The organism is candidate division KSB1 bacterium, assembly GCA_034506395.1.
GTDB lineage: Bacteria > Zhuqueibacterota > Zhuqueibacteria > Thermofontimicrobiales > Thermofontimicrobiaceae > Thermofontimicrobium.
Genome location: JAPDPQ010000006.1, coordinates 175,169 through 196,855 on the forward strand (window position 1 = coordinate 175,169; position 21,687 = coordinate 196,855).

At 51.3% G+C, this 21,687-nt stretch carries 3 protein-coding genes; all 3 read right to left on the reverse strand.

Annotation, left to right across the window (positions count from 1 at the left end; translation table 11 throughout):
- Window positions 1-225: 225 nt before the first annotated feature.
- The 3 genes from ONB37_06190 to ONB37_06200 all read right to left on the reverse strand — a co-directional run bounded on the left by ONB37_06190 (window position 226) and on the right by ONB37_06200 (window position 21,680).
- The gene (locus ONB37_06190) at window positions 226-6,633 is read right to left on the reverse strand and encodes an amino acid adenylation domain-containing protein (protein MDZ7399740.1); all 6,408 of its coding nucleotides are present in this window, start codon (window positions 6,631-6,633) and stop codon (window positions 226-228) included.
- A 2-nt stretch (window positions 6,634-6,635) separates the two neighbouring features.
- A complete protein-coding gene (locus ONB37_06195) occupies window positions 6,636-14,870 on the reverse strand; it encodes an amino acid adenylation domain-containing protein (protein MDZ7399741.1) in 8,235 nt (2,744 codons plus the stop codon).
- Window positions 14,871-15,626: 756 nt separating this feature from the next.
- The gene (locus ONB37_06200) at window positions 15,627-21,680 is read right to left on the reverse strand and encodes an amino acid adenylation domain-containing protein (GenBank protein MDZ7399742.1); all 6,054 of its coding nucleotides are present in this window, start codon (window positions 21,678-21,680) and stop codon (window positions 15,627-15,629) included.
- Window positions 21,681-21,687 lie beyond the last annotated feature (7 nt).

Sequence of the window (21,687 nt, forward strand, 5' to 3'; positions counted from 1 at the left end):
CTACGCCGTTAAGTCGGACGTATCGCTTACAATGACATAACACTCTAGGAGCAACGCCATTAAGAGGTCGGCGGTTCAGATACTACCATTCGGATGGATCTCATTGTCGATTCAGATCGCTGGTAGAGATTCTCACTGACACATCAGCGAGCTTGCGTGATGCCCGTTGGGCTAGGGTGCAGAACACGCAATCACAGTGATGCGATGCTTTGCAAAGCCCGCGATTTAGCTCGTTTGCAATTCCGCAAGACTGACGCGATGCGCCTCGCGGGATATTCGCTGAATCGCTGGAGGCTGCTGCTGGCTTTTAGCCAGTTCCTTTTGGTGTTCGATCTCTTGGGCCAGATCTGCGATCCTCGGCTTTTCAAATATGATTCGCAGCGGCAATTCCACTTGAAAGCTGGATCGAAGCCGAGATAGAAACTGGGTTGCCAAAAGCGAATGTCCCCCCAAATCGAAAAAGCTATCGTAAATCCCCACACGTTCAAGATTGAGTAGCTCGGCGCAAATTGCTGCCAATTTCTGCTCGGTTTCGGTGCGCGGTGCAATATATTCGCTTTCCAGGTCAGGTCGTGATTGATCTGGCTTTGGCAAGGCGGCTCGATCGATTTTGTTATTAGGAGTCAGCGGAAATTCATCCATTCTGACAAAGAACGAGGGGACCATATATTCTGGCAATCGTTCTCGCAGATAATTTCGTAGCTCGCTGGTTTTAAGTTCGACTCCGGGCCGCGTCACAAGATAGGCAACCAAGCGCCGATCTCCGGGCGGATCTTCTCGAGCCAAGACGATAACATCCACCACATCAGGATGCTCTCCAAGCACCGCCTCGATCTCCCCCAATTCGATGCGGAAACCGCGAACTTTCACTTGATGATCAATCCGGCCAAGGAATTCGATATTGCCATCAGGTAGATAGCGCACCAGATCGCCCGTACGATACAGTCGCTCTCCAGGAACTGAACTGAACGGATTCGGGATGAACTTGTCGGCGGTCAAATCTGGTCGCCTTAGGTAGCCTCTGGCTAAGCCCACACCAGCAACGCATAATTCTCCAGCGACACCAATTGGGACTGGCTGCCAGAATGAATCTAATACGTACAATTGAAAATTATTGATCGGCCTACCGATGGGCGGTCCCTGTCGATAATGTTGCGTTACATGGAGCATGGAAGCGCAAACTGTCGTTTCTGTTGGCCCATAAGCATTGAAAAACTTCCGCCCCGAACCCCATTTGGTCACAATTTCCGCTGGGCACTTCTCACCAGCCGTGATCATCACCCTGAGATCAGGCAATGGATGCTCTGGCATCACCGCCACCACCGACGGCGGCAGCGTGACGACATTGATCTGCTGCTCGGCCATAATATTGACGAGTCCCTCGCCAGATGCGAGCTGATTGCGCGGCGCAAGACAGAGCGTTCCATGGTTCAGGAGGGCCATCACCGTCTCCCAGACCGCAGCATCGAAACTGAGCGAGGAGAACTGCAAAATTTTCGTGCCCAATTCGATGTCGAATGCCTGTTGCTGCGCCTTAGCTAAATTGCAGAGACCGCGATGCCCCAAGATCGTGCCCTTAGGCTTGCCAGTCGAACCAGAGGTGTAGATCACATACGCCAAATTGTCGGGTGTTGGGATGATCGGCAAATCCTCATCAGAATATTTTTCGGCAATGTCCCGCCATTCCGAATCCAGCGGGATTATTGTTGCACTATTGTTGGGCAGGTTAGCCATGACCGCCTGCTGGGTCAATATCACAGGGATCCGAGAATCTTCGATCATAAATGCCAATCGCTCTGGCGGATAAACTGGATCGAGTGGCAGGAAGGCGCCACCAGCCTTTAGTGTTCCCATGATGCCCACCACCATCTCCAGCGATCGCTCCATGCAAATCCCCACTGGGACATCAGGCCCTACGCCCAGCGTTTGCAGATGGCGTCCCAACTGGTTGGCGCGACGGTTCAACTCGTCATAGGTCAAAACTTGGCCCTGATAAGTTGCGGCAATGGCCTCGGGATGTTTGCGCGCCAATTCTGCGAATAGTTCATGCACGCATCGGTCATCGGGAAATTCGGCCGCCGTCTCATTCCAATCCACCAACATGAGTTGCTTTTCTTCAGGAGCCAATAGCGGCAACCGCCATACCACCTGATCCGGATCATCAATGATGCTTTGCAGCATGACGTGAAAGTTTTTGAACATCCGTTCAATTGTGCTCTCATCAAACAGATCGGTGTTGTATTCGAATCCGACCGAAAGACCTTCTGGATGTTCGCTCAGGATAATAGATAGATCAAATTTGGCCACTCCGCTCTCCGCTTGAATCGGGGCGATGGTTAGATCCGTCAGCTTTAATTGCTGAGCAGGGGCATTCTGGAAAACGAACATCACTTGAAATAACGGGGTATGGCTCAAATCTCTTTGCGGGTGCAGGGCATCGACCAACATTTCAAATGGAACATCTTGATGGGCATATGCCCCCAGCGCCACATCCCGCACCTTGCCGAGCAATTCTCGGAACGTGACCTCCGGCTCAATGAGGGTTCGCAAAACCAGAGTGTTCACAAAAAACCCAACGATATTTTCGGTTTCAATCCGATTCCGGTTGGCTATGGGCGTTCCAACACTGATGTCGTTTTGCCCGGTATATCGCGCTAATAGGGTCTGGAACGCAGCTAACATGGTCATGAATAGGGTGACCTGCTCTTGTTGGCTAATCTCCTTTAGCGCATCAGCTATTTGTTTTGGCAGCGAATATTGGACAGTTCGACCGTGAAACGTCTGAACGGCAGGTCTGGGACGATCCGTCGGAAGTTCCAAGAGCGGAGGTGCGCCTTGGAGTTGTTTTCGCCAATAATCGAGCTGTGCCTCTAACACCTGCCCCTGCAGCCAATTTCTTTGCCAATAGGCAAAATCTATATATTGCAGCGGCAATTCTGGCAATGGAACCGGTCGATTCGTAACCAATCCCTGATATAAAGTGGCTACTTCCTTGATCAACAATCCCACAGACCATCCATCGGAAATGATATGATGCATGGTAAAGAGCAAGACATGATCCTGATCCGCGACTTTAACCAAATGAATGCGAAGCAATGGCCCATGAGCGAGATCGAACGGCTTTTGCGCTTCTTGCTCTGCTAGATGCATGATCTTGATCTCCCGTTCTGCTGGATCCAGAGCTGTGAGATCCGTCTTTTCGAGTGGCAGCGGCAGATGAGTGGCGATATTCTGATATGGCTTGCCATCCTGCTCTGGGAAGGTCGTGCGCAATGCTTCATGACGTTCAATTATTGTCTCGAGGCTTTTGATGAATGCTGACTCATTGAGCGAGCCAGTGAGCCGTAATGCCGTGGGGATGTTGTAAAAAGCGCTATTCGGAGCCAATTGGTCCAAAAACCAGAGTCGCTGCTGGGCAAATGATAGCGGCAGATCCCCCGTTCGAGGAACTGGTGTCATGGGAACAACTGGAATGCCTTGTGCGCTCAAGCGATAATCATCGATTTTTCGGCCCAGAGCGAGGATCGTTGGGGATTCAAAGATCTCGCGCAGTTCCATCGGCACTGCAAACATCTCTCGGATGCGGCTCAACAATTGGGTGGCTAATAGCGAATGCCCGCCAAGCTCAAAAAAGTTATCATGGATCGAGATGCGATCGATCCCAAGCACTTGACTAAATATGCCAGCCAAAAGCTCTTCGGTGGCAGTTCGTGGGGCTACCATTTCGTGGCCCATTGATACTTGTCCTTCATCAGGGGAGGGGAGTCGCCGGCGATCCACCTTGCCACTGGAGGTCAGAGGGAACGACTCTAACCTCACAAATGCTGCTGGCACCATGTAGTCAGGCAGCTTGCTTTTTAAAAAGCGATGCAGATCTGTAACTGAAGGAACTTGTTCGACATCTGGTTTGGTAGTAAAATAGGCTACCAAGCGCTTTTTACCCAATGGGTCATCTGTGGGCATGACAATAGCCTGGTGAATCGCGGGATGGCTGTTGAGGGCCGCTTCGATCTCACCAAGTTCGATGCGGAAGCCACGAATTTTGACCTGATGATCAACCCGGCCGATAAATTCCAGCCTTCCATCCGCGCGGTATTGTGCTAAATCACCAGTCTTATAAAGTCGAGCTCCTGGTTCGCCGCTAAAGGGATTTGGGATGAATTTTTCCGCCGTTAGATCGGGGCGATGAAGATAACCGCGCGCCAGTCCGATCCCACCAATGTGAATCTCCCCGGGCACACCCACTGGTACAGGTCGCAGATATTTATCCAGAAGATAGATTTGCTTATTGCCGATCGTTTTTCCAATGGGCACGCGAGTCTCGCTGGCAGGAAGCTGCTTCACAATATTCCAACTGGCGCCGATCGTCACTTCGGTTGGGCCATAGCCGTTCCAAAAATTGCGGCCGTCTGACCATCGCTGTACGATCTCTGGAGTGCATGCCTCCCCAACCGACATCACATCCTGGAATGCTGGAAGACCCTCTGGATCGAGCACGGCAAGCAGCGACGGAGGAAGAGTCGCCAGGGTAACCGCCGTATCGCTGAGCAACTGATGCAACTCTGTCACTGAGAGCAGCTTCTCTTGACGAGCCAGAACTACGGTTCCTCCGGCCACTAAAGGTGGAAAAATCTCCGCCACCGATGCATCGAATCCGATCGAAGCGAATTGCAGCATGCGACTATTGGGCCCGATCTTTAGATCGGCATTGAACACTGTGACAAAATTGCAGAGACCGCGATGCGTGAGCAATGTCCCTTTAGGCTTTCCCGTCGAGCCCGAAGTGTATATCACATAGGCTAAATTATCGGGCAATGCAAGATTATCTAAATTATCGTCGCGCTCTTGGGCGATCTTCTCCCAATCAGTATCAATGTGAATCGTTTTTATCGACGTCTCTGGCAGAACCGAACTCAAATTGCTATGGCTGATCAGAATCGATACATCAGAATCTTCGAGGATAAAGCCCAGTCGCTCCTTTGGATAGGTACTGTCCATTGGAACATAAGCGCCGCCAGCTTTCAATACTCCCAGGATCGCCACAATCATCTCGATGGACCGTTCCAGACAAATACCGACCTTCACTTCTGGCCCCACCTCCAATTTTCTTAAAAAGTGGGCAAGTTGATTGGCACGCTGGTTGAGCTGCTGATAGGTGAGCTGTTGATTTTCGAACATCAAAGCGATCCCTTCTGGAATATTCGCTGCTTGGGCTTCGAACAGTTCATGGACACAGCGGTCGCTGGGAAAATCGGTTTTTGTTTCATTCCACTCAACCAAGAGCTGATATCGTTCGGTTTCGGTTAAAAAATCGAGTTGAGACAATGGCTTCTCAAAGCTGGTCAAAAAATTGATCAACACTTGCTGCATTTGGTTCAGCATTCGAACGATCGTTTCGCGGTCAAAACGCGCCTTATCGTACGCCATTTCCAGGCCTAACTGCTTGCCTGGTGAAGCGACGACGGTCAAAGGGTAATTGGTTCGAGAATAGAATTCGAATTCCTCGATGGCAAAGCTGTGCTGGCTCTCGTCCAATGTCTCAGTCACTGGATAGTTTTCAAACACCAGAATGGTATGAAACAGGGGAAGATTTCGAGGAACTTCGCTCCACCCTTGGATATCGGTCAGCGAGCAATACTCATATTGTCGCATCTCGCTGAGTTGCAGTTGCAGATTTTTGAGCCAATTCAGTAACGGTTGATCGCCGTGGAATCGGACTCGCACTGGCAGGGTGTTAATGAACAATCCTAGCATTTTCTCAGCCCCAGGCAGATCGGCCGGGCGGCCCGAAACCGTAGCACCGAACACCACGTCATCTTCGCCACTATACAGGCCCAATAACAGGGCCCAAGCAGCCTGGACCAACGTGCTCATGGTGATCTGATGGGTGCGGGAGAATTCCACCAGAGCATCTGATTCGGCTTTCGGGAGCATTATTTTTTCGCGACCGTAATCGTCCTCAAGCTGGATTGATTGAGAGAGCTTGCCGATTTGACCGATCGGATTTGGCGACAAAAAGCCACTGAGCTGATCGCGCCAATAGCGCTCGGCTTGATTCCGGTCTTGCTCTTGGAGCCAGGCGATGTAATCGCGGAACGGCCGGGGCAAAGGCCGTTGCAGGGTTGAACCATTGCAATAAGCCTCATAATAGGCAAAAACTTCATCCAGCAGTAGTGGCATGGACCAGCCGTCGATCAATAGGTGATGGTGATTCCAGATCAGTCGATAGCTATCCTCGGCCTCCTGAATAAGAGTGAAGCGCATTAACGGTGCCTGAGACAGATCGAATTTTTTCTTCAGTTCAGCCTGCAACAATTTGCTGAGTTGCTTATTCCGTTGATCAGGATCAAGCGCCCGCCAATCTAAGAATGTGAATGGGATTTTTACTTGCTGATAAACCACCTGTACTGGTTCATCCAAATCTTCCCAGATGAATGCCGTCCTCAAAATTGGATGCCGATCCACAGCGGTCTGCCAAGCGCGTTCGAACGCTGCTATGTTCAGATGACCTTTTAATCGACAGCTCACTTGCTCGCTGTAGACACCAGCTTCAGGTGAATACAAACTATGAAACAACATGCCCTGCTGCATTGGGGAAAGCGAATAGATGTCTTCAATATTCTCCCGACTCATTCCTACACCCTCTCCATTGTTTTGATCAATTTCTGCATGACCTTATCCAGTTTTTTCTGACTGAGTTTAGCGAGACGGAAATCCGATGGAGTGAAACCGATGATCTCTGAGCTCTTTGAGTGAGCAATCATCCCACGCAACTCCGAGATAAAGGTCTGAGCCAGATGCTCCACGGTTGACCTTCGCATCAGATTCTCGCTGTACTTCCACTCAAATTGGAGCTTTCCCCCACTTACGCTTCCATTGATTTCGATGATATGGCTGCGCTGGCCCAAATGGCTTCGCTCTGGTCCCTTCGATTCCCTTGCTACTGCAAAGATACCTGCCGCACCAGCCTGTTGATCAAATTGCCCCAGATAATTGAAAACGATAGGGGCTTTTGGTAACATCTGCATTTGATGGCGAATTTGTGGATCGTTACATAAATATTTCAGAATACCAAAACCAATCCCTTGATCAGGAACTTTGCGCAACTGTTCTTTAGCCATCTTTACGCTCTCCCCTCGGGTTCGGCTGGAGCGCAGATCGAGTACCACGGGATATACGGCAGTAAACCAGCCCACCGTTCGCGACAAATCCACCTCGGCAAATAGATCCGCGCGACCATGGCCTTCCAGATCGACGAAAAGCTGCCGCACGCCGGTAAAGTGATAAAATGTCTCCGTTAATGCGGTGAGCAAAACCTCGTTGATCTGAGCATGATACGCCGCTGGAACCGTTTTCAAGATTTCAGTCGTATCCTCGACATTGAGCCCAACCACCACGGTGCGTTCGCTGGCCTCAGTATTATCTCCAGATTCAAAATCGAACGGTATTCGACCAATAGATCGTTTGAACTGATTCAACCAAAATCCTGCTTGCTGTTTCAATGACTCGCTCTGAGCGTATTCGTTTAGCCTGCGCGCCCAATATTGGAACGATGTGGTCTTCGCTGGCAATTTCGTCGGTCGGCCAGCCTGAAGTTGATGATAAAGCGTTTGCAAATCCTCTAGCAAGATTCGCCATGAGACCCCGTCAACGACCAAGTGATGGATGACAATCAACAGCCGCTGTGCGCGATGTGGCCCACAATCGATTAGCATCAATCGAACAACTGGGCCCTGTTCTAAGGAAAGACTGCGCTGGCCGCGGGCAGCATGCCGTTCGATCTCCTGCGATAGCTCCAGATCGGAAACAGAAGATAGATCCACCAGTTCAAATGGAACTGCTACATCGCCTTCTGGAATATATTGTTCCCAGCCAAATTCCGTGTACCGGTAGCGAATGCGCAATGCATCATGATGCTGTTGAAGTTGCTCGGTCGCTGCTTTTAAAATCTCTGGATTGAGCCGCTCTTTGACCTCAAAGAACACGGATTGATTGTAATGATGGGGCTCAGCGAAGTTTTGGCTGAAGAACCATCGCTGAATCGGCGTTAATTCGATTTTCCCAATGACCAAAGCTTGTTCCGCTTGAATGTTCTGCCCCATATTGGCGACAGAAGCAAGCCCAGCAATGGTGGGATGTTCGAAAATCTGCTTGGGCGACAGCTTTAGCCCCGCTTGATTCGCCTTTGCGATCACTTGAATCCCAAGGATCGAATCCCCGCCCAGTTCAAAGAAATTATCATTCATGCTGATCCGTTTGACGCCAAGTACCTGACGCCAGATCTCCGAAAGTTTCTCTTCCACCGGGTTTCGAGGGGCGATGAAACTGCTATCCATTTCCAACCGAACTGGATCTGGAGCAGGCAGATTGCGACGATCGATTTTTCCAGTCGCGGTGCGTGGTAAGCGGTCCAAAATAACAAACGCCGACGGAATCATGTAATCTGGTAGCCGCTGCTTGAGATAGCCACGCAATTCGCTCATGAGCACGACTTTGTTCTCCAGCAATCTCGCAATGGTGTTGCGCAGCAGTTCTTGATCGGATTGAGTCATTTGCCTAAATGCGACGCCGATCCGCTCCCCGCTTTGCCAAACGAGCTGGGAATCCAAATGAATGGCGCTATTATCACTGGGCAGTTTCACCGCTACCCGAATATGCTTTTGAGCGTCCAGAGACGGGATTGGCGAAATGGTCATCAGCCTTGCCCCGCCCTCGGAAATATCCTCGGTTTTGAACAATGCTCGTTGATTGCCATTGAAGTCCAATGAAGCTTCGCTTAAAAATGGTACACGCACATGTCTGCGTTTACCAAATTTTCCATCGCTATTTGATATAGCTGGGACACAATAAGCAATCAGGCGTTTGGTATGGGATTCATCTTCTCGGGCAACAACCGCCACCTCGCGAATTAATTTATGCTTCTCCAGTTCAGCTTCGATCTCCGAAAGTTCGATGCGGAAACCTCGGATTTTCACCTGATGATCCTGGCGACCGATGAACTCGATCGTGCCATCTGAACGATAGCGCGCTAAATCTCCAGTGTTATAGATCCGTTCACCGGGATCTTTGCTAAACGGATCGGGGATAAATTTCTCAGCGGTTAAGTCAGGACGGTTAAGATATCCCCGCGCAACACCAGCACCGCCGATGTACAAGGTCCCTTTTACTCCCACCGGCACGGGCCGCATGTCTCGATCCAAAATATAAATCTTGGCGTTCGCAATGGGTCGACCGATGGGCACTTCAGTTCCCTCTTGCCAATTACTGGCTGGATCATCAGGGTCAAAACTGGTGGCAATGATCGTACCTTCGGTTGGCCCGTAGGTATTAAGCCACTGAACCCGATTGCCGACGATTTTCCGCCAACTGGCCAACCGTTCCGATGAGGCCTTATCCCCACCTACAATCACCAGACGCAATGAGTCAGGAATGTTTAATGGGTTCAACGTCATCTCATAAACCCATTCTTGCCAATAAGCCGTGGGCAGATCCAGCACTGTCAACTGGTACCGTTTCACCATCTCCATCAGATCAACCCCAGTAGCAAGGCCATCATCAGCGCTCCGCAACACCAATGTCGCCCCACTCAGCAAGGTCGGGAAAATTTCTTCCACCGCTGTATCGAAGTTGATCGTCGCAAATTGCAGCACACGATCCCCAGGTCGCAAGCGAAATTGAGCGATGCAATGGAGGTTGTGGTTCACAACAGAACGATGCTCCACCATAACCCCTTTTGGTCGGCCCGTGGAGCCTGAGGTATAAATCACATAGGCCAATTGCTGAGGCGAAACCGTGCCCTTCAGATCGGCTCGCGGCTGCTGAGCGATACCAGGCCAATCCCTGTCCAAACAAATCATTTTTGCTCGATAGGGCTCTAATGAGTGAACTAATGATTGCTGAGTAACAATCAGGGTTAAGTTCGCATCGTTGATCATGAATGCTAATCGATCGGCGGGATACCGTGGATCAAGCGGCACATAACAGCCGCCGGCTTTCAAAATCCCCAAAATCCCCACGATCAGCTCCAAGGATCGATCGAGACATAATCCCACTGGCACGTCTACTGTTACCCCAGCTTGCTTTAGTGCCAAAGCCAATTGATTAGCCCGTTCATTCAATTCACGATAACTGAGCGCTTGATCCTCATAAATCACCGCAATCGCTTCTGGTGTGCGATGAGCTTGCGCCTCAAATAGCTCATGGATCGCTTTATCCTTCGGAAAATCGGCCATGGTGTCGTTCCATTGATCCAGCATCAACCGCTCTTGAGCTGGTGTGAGAATCGACAGATCTGTGATTCTGGCTGCAGGATTTTCAAGGATCCTTTCGAGCAGCAAGCGAAAATGCTCGGCCATCCGACTAATCGTTTCTGGCTTAAACAGATCCGTGTTGTACTCGAATGCCCCAGAGATGCCATCAGGTCCCTCAAACAAGAGTAGCGTCAGATCGAACGTCGAGATTTTAGTATCCAGTTCGATCGAACGGAGTGTCAGTCCCTCCACTGATTGTTCGTGTCGGGCAACATTCTGCAAGGTGAACATCACTTGAAACAGCGGAGAATGGCTCATATCTCGGTGCGGTTGAACCGCATCCACGATCTTTTCGAACGGGACATCCTGATGCATGTAGGCGTCCAGGGTCGTGGTCTTCACCTGGTCTAACAATTGTTTGAAACTGAGTTGACCAGTCAGCCTGGTTCGCAAAACTAGGGTATTCACGAAAAATCCGATCAGGCCCTCAATCTCAGCTCGGTTGCGATTGGCGATGGGCGTGCCAACACAAATGTCGTCCTGTCCTGTGTACCGATAAAGCAAAGTCTGAAAAGCTGCCAACAATGTCATGAAAAGCGTCGCACCATGCTCACGACTCAGTCGATTCAGTTTCTCGGCAAGGGCTTTGGGCAATGCAAATGGGAAATGGTCCCCATTGGAAGTCTGCACGGCTGGTCGTGGAAAATCAGTTGGCAATTCCAGCGAATCTGGACAATCAGCCAATTGGTTCTTCCAGTAATTGAGCTGCGCCTCGAGCACCTCACCCTGAAGCCAATTCCGTTGCCAATAGGCGAAATCTGCATATTGGATATTCAGCGCTGGCAATGGGGAGGGCATTCCAGCCAGGAAGCTCCGATAGAGCACCGCCATTTCCGAAATCAATACTTGTGACGACCAGCCATCCGAGATGATGTGATGCATGGTGACAACGATAATATGATCTTCTGGCGTTAGGCGAAATAGCAACGCTCTCAGTAGCGGCAACTGATCCAATTTGAACGGCCGTCGGATTTCTTCGCTGGCGAACTCCGATGCCACTGCCTCTCGATGCTGCGCGGGCAATTCTTGCAAATCCACCAACGGCAAAGGAATGACCAGCTTCGGAGCGATCATGAGTTTCGCTTTGCCAGCATCATTGATAAAGCTTGTTCGGAGATTTTCGTGCCGCTCCACAATAGCATTCAGGCTTTTATGAAGGGCCGCCACATTCAATTTGCCAGTCAACCGAAAGCCCATTGGAATATTGTAAAGTGGGCTTTCGGGTTCCAATTGATCCAAAAACCAGAGCCTCTGCTGAGCGAACGATAATGGAAGGTCTTGAGTTCTCGGCACTGGCACAATCGGTGGCGCAGCGCTGATAGTACCCTGTCGTTGAACGCGCTCAACCCGTTGAGCCAATTCTGCTACTGTCGGTGCTTCAAACAGATCGCGCAGTGGCAATTCTACTTTCAAAATTTCGCGGATGCGCGATATGACTTGGGTCGCTAAAAGTGAATGCCCCCCCAACTCAAAAAAATTCGCATTGGCCGCTACGCGATCAATTTTCAAAATGTTCCCATAGATCGAAGCCACCAGCTCTTCCACAGGCGTGCGCGGAGCGATGAAGCTCTCTTCAGCCAATTGCGACCAATCGGGCGCTGGTAAAGCCCGACGGTTGATTTTCGCGTTCGGCGTTAGCGGTAATTGTTCCAAATAAACAAAAGCCGCGGGCACCATATATTCGGGAAGCCGGCCTTTCAAAAAATCCTTCAATGCCGATATACTTGGTGGATTTTGTGTCGAGGCTACAAGATATGCCACCAAAACTTTATTCTCGGGCAGATCCTCCCGAACAATCACCACCGCCTCCTTGATCCCCTCGAACCGTTTCAATGTTGCTTCAATCTCTCCCAACTCGATGCGAAAGCCGCGCAACTTCACTTGATGATCCACGCGTCCGAGAAACTCGATCTGGCCATCTGGCAAATACCGAACTAAATCGCCAGTGCGATAAAGTCGACTGCCTGGCGTGGTGCTGAACGGATTCGGAACGAAACGTTCCGCGGTCAATTGCTGCCTTCGATGATAGCCCCGAGCCAAGCCATCTCCTCCGATATATAGCTCCCCTGGCACACCGATGGGAACTGGCACCATGTGCCGATCCAGCACAAAATGAGTGACATTATTGATCGGTCTGCCGATCGCAGGGCGCTCTGGCCCTTCCTTTACGACACAAATGGTTGAATCGACAGCACACTCAGTGGGACCATACATGTTATAAGTGGCCACTTGTTGGGACTGACGCAACATTTGCCAGGTGGCGTGGTCGATCGCCTCACCTCCAGGCAACAGAATCGAGGGTGTCCAGTCATTTCCCTCGAGCATTCCCGCCGAGATCAATAGCTTCAATTGGGAAGGGACACAATCTAACACCTCGATCTGCTTATCTCGCAAATATGCTAACATCGCCTCACCGTCCAACCGGATATCCTGCGGGATGATGCAGAGAGTATGCCCGCTCAAGAGCATCACCAGTTGCTGGACCGAGGCATCAAATAACAACGGCGCATTGAGACTCACGCGATACGGTCGATCTTCATGGTTTGAATAAATCGTTTGTCTTAGACCAGACCACAAATTTACCACAGAGCGATGTTGTAACATCACCCCTTTGGGCTGTCCTGTAGAACCAGAGGTATAAATCATATAGGCCAGGTTCTCTGGCAGCGTGAGGTTTTCAGGATTCTCGTCAGATTCCTGGCTAATCGTTGGCCATTCTTCATCCAGAAAAACGATCATTCGATCTTTTCCCGGTATCGCTGCAGAGAACCGTTTTAGCGTCACTACCACCGATACTCCTGAGTCGGCCAGAATATAAGATAGCCGCTCAGCAGGATAGCTTGGGTCTAGTGGGACATAAGCAGCGCCAGCTTTCAAAATTCCAAGCAATCCCACAATCATTTCGATCGATCGGTCCAAGCACAAACCAACCAGTTGATCTGGCTTTACGCCGAACTTTCTTAGATATTGGGCAAGTTGGTTAGCCCGAGCATTAAGCTCCTGATATGAAATCTGATCGGATTGGTACTCCACTGCAATCGCCTGGGGTGTGCGACGCACTTGTTGTTCGAATAGCTGATGGATACACTGCCCGCCGTCATAGTCATTCTCAGTTTTGTTCCAATCCACCAATATATGTTCTCGTTCGGCGGCAGAGAGCATTGATAGAAGAGAGATGGGCAGCTCAGGATGCTCCACAGCGCTTTGCAGCAAAATCTTAAAATGCTCCATCATCCTGTGGATCGTATCTGGGAGAAACAATCGCGTATTGAATTCCACCATGCCCTTAATGGCCCCATCGACCTCACCCACATTGAGACTGAGATCGAACTGCGCCACACCGCGATCGAACAAAAGCGGCCGAAGTGTGAGATTCGGCAATTGAATGGGCTTGTTTGGTGTGTTTTGCAGCACCAGCATGACCTGAAATAAAGGTGTATGGCTCAGATTTCGTTGCGGTTGCAACACTTCCACCAGTTTCTCGAATGGCACATCCTGATGCGCATAGGCTCCCAATGTGGTTTCCTTCACGCGTGCCAACAATTCATTGAAACTCGGATCGCCCGAAAGATCGGTATGAAACACCAATGTGTTGACGAAAAAGCCGATCAGGTCCTCGGTCTCTTTCCGCGTGCGATTGGCGATCGGTGACCCGACACTGATCTCATCCTGCCCAGTGTAACGATGCAGCAATGTCTGAAAACCAGCCAACAGTGTCATAAATAGCGTAACATTCGCTTGACGACCGAGGCGATGTAATTCAGCCACTAGTTCCTTTGGCAATTCAACCGGCAGCGATGCCCCTTCAAAGCTCAGTTGAGCGGGCCTCGGAAAATCCGTTGGAAGTTCCAGTACCGCGGGATCAATCCCCAACTTTTCCTTCCAATAGCGCAATTGTCGTTCTAATGTCTCTCCTTGCAAATATTCTTTTTGCCAACGGGCAAAATCGGCATATTGCAGTTTGAGTGGCGCCAGCGGCGATGGCCTTCCATTTGAAAAAGCCTGATACAAAGTGGCCAGTTCTCGAATTAAAATCCCCATCGACCAGCCATCGGCAATGATATGGTGCAATGTTAGCAGGGCAATATGCTCACGCGCATTCAATTTGATCAAGGTGACTCGCATCAAAGGCGGACGCTTAAGATCAAATGGTCGCTGCGCTTCTTGACGTGCAAGAATTAAGACTCTCGCTTCGGCCTCGTGTGGACTGAGTTCAGTGAGATCGATCACTGGCAGCTTTAACTGCAATTTTGGCGCAACAATCTGAACCGGCTCGCCATTTAAATTTAAAAAGCTGGTACGCAGCACCTCGTGGCGCGCGATCACTTCATTCAATGATCGCTCCAACGCCCTAACATTCAATTCCCCTTCTAAACGAAAGGCTGAAGGAATGTTATAAATCGGATTCCCTGGCTGTAACTGATCTATGAACCAAAGCCGCTGCTGTGAAAATGAAAGCGAAAACGAATTGTAATCGTTTCCATGTTGCTTCAATTTCAATTCTAATACTGCTCGTTTCTGGGGTGAAAGCACCGCCATCATCTTCGTATAATCGGTCATTATCCCTCACTTGAGATTTGGCTTAAATTTCTGGATAAAAGCCCCCTGCCGGATCGATGCTCTGAAATGTTTTTGGCAAAAATCAGAGGTATTGGCTGTTGTGCCTTTGATGACGTGTTGATCGGATTTGGCTACCTTCAGAATTATCTCAATTCATCGCTTTATATTAGAGTCATCAAAAATCAGTTGCGTAAAATAAAATTTTGCTATTAGCTCTTGACTATCAATCTGAATTTTCAATTTTGATCACAAAGCTTTTCATTCGAACCAAGCTTGGCCGAACATATCAATATCCGCTCCCGGCTTAACAAATTAATAAAAAATCCGCCAATGAACGATTAGCATCAATCCAAGCGAGTTCTCTGATCCCGCTTTGTCCTTTGGAGCGGAGCGATGAGCCATGAAATCTTATTGAAAAAAAATTGTTTCCAAAATAGCTATATGGCCCCACTTCCTCATAAAGGCCAGATCACTCAAATTCTCATTTAATGTTGTTCTGATGCCAATAGTCATCTGGCGGATCAAAAAAGCCGAATTTAAAAAATGATTTTTTTACTCTCCGCAAAATAGCTTTGAAATGTTTTGAATCATACTTGAAATTTTAAAATGAAAATTATTTCTCCAAATTATCCCACGAAACATCTGGGATGACACGAAGCTATTTTCTAAACCACATTTTAGCATGATTTCGTGTTTTTCGTAGGCAAAAATTTTTCATCTCTGCCTTGCTGTTCATTTTCGAAAATTACATTACAATTAAGTATTGGCTATCAATGCTTCCGCCTCCTCATCCGACATCTGCTCCAGTTCCGCCAGCAGTTCCTCGATGCTCTTCTCGCCCCGATGGGTCACCTCGATTGGAGCCTGCTCTTGTTCGGAGATCTTTGGGCTTTCCAAAACTTTCTGCGCCAGGTCGGCGATGGTCGGGAACTCGAACAAAGTACGCAATGGTAATTCCACCTGAAACGCATCCCGAATATGCGAGATGAACTGCGTGGCCAACAGCGAATGGCCGCCCAGCTCGAAGAAATTGTCGTACACGCCCACCTGCTTGAGATTGAGCAATTCGGCGCAGATGGCGGCCAGCCTCTCCTCGGTCTCATTACGTGGGGCCACGTACTCGCTGCCCAATTCGGGTCGGGAGAGATCTGGGGCTGGCAATCGTTTGCGATCCACCTTGCCGCTCGGCGACAGCGGAAATTCCGACAGCGTCATGAACGCCGACGGCACCATGTATTCGGGCAAGCGCTCCCTGAGATAGCTACGCAGATCGCCGACAGTCAACTCCTTGCCCGCTTCGGGGATCAGATAGGCCACGATGCGTTTGTCGCCTGGCCGATCCTCCCTGACGATGGCGGCGGCATCGAGAATATCAGGATGGTCTTTCAGCGCCGCCTCGATTTCGCCCAATTCGATTCTGAAGCCCCGCACCTTGACCTGATGATCGATGCGGCCCAGAAATTCGATATTGCCATCGGGCAGATAGCGGACCAAATCGCCGCTGCGGTACAGTCGAGCACCCTTCTCTTTGCTGAACGGATCGGGGATAAATTTCTCCGCCGTCAGATCTGGCCGATTGAGATAGCCTCGGGCAACACCTGCTCCGCCGATGCACAACTCCCCTGGCACACCTTTCGGCACAGGCTGCCAATTCGCATCCAGAACATAGAGCTGGAAATTGGCAATCGGTTTCCCGATCGGCGGATTGTTTCGATAACCTTCGGGCACAAGAAACATCGAGGCGCACACCGTTGTCTCCGTTGGGCCATACGCATTGAAAAATCGTCTTCCCTTGCCCCAACGAGCTACCAGATCGGCGCTGCACGCTTCGCCCGCCGTGATAATCGTTCTCAAATGGGGCAAATCAGCATCGGGCACCACGGCCAACACCGAAGGCGGCAACGTCACCATCGTAATTTCATCCTGCTGCAACACCTGCAACAAGCCCTGTCCCGTGCTCAACATCTCCCGATGGGTCAAACTCAAGGTCGCTCCGCTCAACAATGCCATCACCATCTCCCACACCGAAGCATCAAAGCTGAGGGCGGAAAATTGGAGCACCCGATCGCCCTCGCCCTGGCCGAACGCCAATTGCTGCGCCCGTCCCAAATTGCACCAGCCCCGATGCTGCAGCATCGTCCCTTTCGGCTTGCCCGTCGAGCCCGAGGTATAAATCACATACGCCAGATTGGTGGGGTCGATCTCCAGATTCAGATTGTCATCCGATTCCTGTGCGATCTTGGCCCACTCCGCATCGACGCAGACCACCTTTGCCTGATGGGGATTGACCAGGCCCACCAATGCCTGCTGCGTCAGCAACACCGAAATCCCCGAATCCGTGATCATATAATCCAATCGTTCTGGCGGATAGGCTGGATCGAGCGGGATGAACGCTCCGCCCGCTTTCAGCGCCCCCATGATGCCGATCATCATTTCGATAGAGCGCTCCATGCAGATGCCCACCAGATGCTCTCTGCCCACGCCGATTTTGTTGAGATAGCGAGCCATCTGATTGGCTCGGCGATTGAATTCGCCGTAGGTCAATTGTTGCCCCGCAAAATTGAGTGCAACGGCATCGGGATTTCTTGCAGCTAAATTTTCGAACCATTGATGCATGCACAGATGGCTGGGGAATTCGGCCTGGGTCTTGTTCCACTGGTACAGCATCTCGTTCAATTCCGCCTGGCTCATGATCGGCACCGCCGAAACTTTCTGCTCGGGATCGGCCATTACGTTTTCCAACACGATGCCGAAATGCTCCATCATTCGTTCGATAGTGGAGCGATCGAACAGATCGCTGTTGTATTCAAAAGAAGCCGTGAAACCATTCTCTTCCTCGAAGATAACCAGCGAGAGATCGAATTTAGCCGTGCCGCTTTCGAACGGCACAGGGCTGATCGTGAGGCCTGGCAGCTCGATCTTTTCGGCTGGCGCATTTTGCAGCACGAACATCACCTGAAACAGCGGCGTGTGGCTCAAATCCCGTTGCGGCTGCAGCGCCTCAACCAGCGTCTCAAACGGCAGGTCCTGATGCGCATAAGCGCCCAGCGCCGTCTCCCGCACCCGCTTCACCAGCTCTTTGAAATTGGGATCGCCCGACAGATCGGTGCGCAGCACCAGCGTGTTCACGAAAAATCCGATCAGGCCCTCCAGCTCGGAACGATTGCGATTGGCGTGGGGCGTGCCCACATTGATATCGCTCTGGCCCGAATAGCGATAGAGCAACGTCTTGAACGCCGCCAATAGCGTCATGAACAGCGTCACGTTCTCCTTCTGGCAGAAGGCTTTGAGCGATTGCAGTAGCTCGCCTGAATACCTTTTTGAAATCATGCTGCCTTTGAAGCTCTGCACCGCAGGACGGGGCCGATCCGTGGGCAGCTCGATCACAGGCGGACTGCCCGCCAGTTTCTCCTTCCAATAGGCAAGCTGTTTTTCCAGCACCTCGCCCGATAGCCAGTTCTTCTGCCAATGGGCGAAATCGGCGTATTGAATGGGCAATTCGGGCAGCGGCGACTCTTTTCCTTCGGCAAACGCCTGGTACAATTCCGCCACCTCTTTAACCAGCACGCCCATGGACCAGCCATCGGAGATGATGTGATGCAGCGTGAACAGCACCACGTGATCATCAGGCTTGAGGCTGATCAGCGTCACCCGAAACAGCGGGCCGCTGACCAAATCAAACGGCCGCTGCGCTTCCTCGGTGGCCAGTTGCTGGACTTTTGTTTCTTGCTCCGCTTCAGGCAGATGGCTGAGATCGATCTCATTGATCGTGACCGAAAAATCTTCAGCAATCACCTGATACGGCTTGCCTTTGACGGCTTTAAAAGTGGTTCGCAGCGTCTCGTGCCGTCGTACGATCTCGGCAATGCTGCGTTTTAAGGCCTCTTTGTTCAAATGTCCCGAAAGCCGCATGGCCGAAGGGATGTTGTAAAACGGGCTATTCGGCTCCAATTGATCCAAAAACCAGAGCCGCTGCTGAGCAAAGGACAACGGCAGATCCTGATCCCGAGGGATGCGCTGGATCGGCGGTGCCTCCAGGCCCTGAGCCGAGAGTCGCTCCCGATCGATGATGCGAGCCAACGCCTCCACTGTGGGCGACTCGAACAGATGGCGCAATGGCAACTCGATCCCAAATGCATCCCGAATGCGGCTCTGTACCCGAACGCCTAACAGCGAATGTCCGCCCAGTTCGAAGAAATTATCCTGAACTCCCACCCTTTCGACCGCCAGCACTTGCGCCATGATGCCTGCGACCAATTCTTCAGTTTGCGTTCTGGGAGCGATGTACGCCCTGCCCAATTCAGGCCGACCCTGATCGGGTGCGGGCAAGACCTTGCGATTGATCTTCCCATTGGGGGTGAGCGGCATTTCATCCAGCTTCATGAAAATCGCTGGCACCATATAATCGGGCAGACGTTCTTTGAGATAAGCGTAAAGGTCATTGGCCGTAGGCTCGGCTGCCTTCGGATCCGCCACAAAATAGGCTACCAGCTTTTTCTCGCCTGCTTGATCCTCCCGAGCCAGCACCGCCGCCATTTTCACGGCTGGATGTCCTTGCAACGCCGCCTCGATCTCGCCTAACTCGATCCGAAAGCCCCGAATTTTCACCTGATGATCGATGCGGCCCAGGAATTCGATATTGCCATCGGGACGATAGCGGGCCAGATCGCCAGTGCGGTACAGCCGCTCCCCTGCTGCAGCGCTGAACGGATTGGGGATGAATTTCTCCGCCGTCAAATCAGGGCGATGCAGATAGCCCCGTGCCAGGCCAATGCCGCCCACGCACAATTCCCCAGCCACGCCAATGGGCACAGGCCGCAGATGTTCATCCAACAGATAAATCTGCTTGTTCAAAATCGGTCGGCCTATGTGAACCGATTTGACGTCCTCAGCGAGATTTTCAAATACGCTCCAACTGGCGCCGATCGTAATTTCCGTCGGCCCATAGCCATTGACCACCCGTCTACCTTTCGACCATTGGTTGATGATGTCAGTGGTGCACGCCTCGCCAGCCGAGAGCACCACAGCCAATGAATCCAGCCCCTCGGGCGACATCACAGTCAACATCGACGGCGGCAGGCTGATCGAAGTCACACCGTTTTCATCCAGCAATCTGGTGAGATCAACGGCTGACATCAGCGTCTCCTGTTTGGCCAATTGCAAAGTCGCCCCGCTCAACAGCGCCGTGTAAATTTCCGCCACCGAAGCATCGAAGCTGATGGAAGCAAATTGCAAGAGCCGACGATTGGGTTCCGCTTTCATCACTTCGGCATGGGCCTGGCAGAAATTGACCAGCCCCCGATGATTGAGCATTGTGCCCTTGGGTCGGCCTGTCGAACCCGAAGTGTAGATCAAATAGGCCAGGTTCTCAGGCGTGGTCGTTCGGCCCAGATTCTTGGTGCTCTCTCTTGCAATCGTTTCCCAATCGGCATCCAGGCAGATCATGGTTGCGCCTGTCTGGGGCAAATTCGGCTTCAAAAGTTGCTGGGTCAACAAGATCGCCACACCCGAATCCGTCAGCATGTATTCGATGCGGTCGCTGGGATAGTTGGGATCCATGGGCACGTAGGCGCCGCCCGCTTTGAGCACACCCAGCATGGCCACGATCATCTCCAGCGAGCGCTCCATGCAGATACCCACCAGTCCCTCCTGCCCCACGCCTGATTTTTGGAGAAAGCGAGCCAGTTGATTGGCTCGGGCGTTGAGCGCTCGATAGCTCATGGTCTCGCCCTCAAATGCCAGGGCAATGGCTTCGGGCGTCTTTTCCACCTGGGCCTCGAAGACCTCATGAACGCAAAGCTCGGACGGATAATCGCCGCTGGTATTGTTCCACTCCACCAGCAATTGCCGCTGTTCATCCTCCGTCAATAGAGACAAATTTTTGATGGCGCCATTCTCATGCTCGACAAAGCCTGCTAACAGAACCGCCAGATGATTCAGCATCCGCCAAATCGTGGCGTCGCTGAAGCGATGCGTATCATAGGCGATCTGCAGGAAAAATCGCTTGCCTGGCGAGGCGACTAGCGTTATGGGATAATTGGTCTTTTCGAACGAGCGAACGTTGCTGGCTTTCAAGCTGGTGTTCTGGCGCTGGAGCGTATCGTTCACAGGATAATTCTCGAACACCAGAATGCTGTGGAACAGCGGTGTATCCCGAGGCACTTCGCTCCAGCCCTGAATATCGGCCAACGAGCAATACTCGAACTCCCGCTGCTCGAATTGCTTCTGCTGGAGCTGTTTGAGCCATGGGACGAGCGATTGTTCCTCATCGACCTGAACTCGCACGGGAAGGGTATTGATGAACAGGCCGACCATCCTATCCACGCCATCCAATTCGGCGGGTCGACCTGAAACCGTTGCGCCGAACAGGACGTCCTGCTCATGGCTGTAACGGCTGAGCAGAATGGCCCAGGCGCCCTGCACGATCGTATTTAATGTCAATTGATGCTTGCGGGCCAGCGCCTCCAGCTTTGCAGTGGCCTCCTCGGGAAGATACAACTTTCGATCATCATAATCTTTTTCAGGTATGAGCTTGCCATCCAATGCGGGATCGCTGATCAGCGGTGTGGGCGCAGTGAACCCTTTCAGCTCATTGCGCCAGTATTTCTCTGCGGCAGCCTGATCCTGTTTTTGGAGCCAATTAATGTAATCCCGATACGGGCGGACAGGTGGTAATTGGATGGGTTTGCCCTGGCGCAGCGCCTCGTAGCAGGCAAACACCTCCTGAATCACGATGGGCATGGACCAGCCATCCAACAACAGATGGTGATGGTTCCAGACGAATTGATAGGTTTGATCAGAAAGACGGATTACGGCC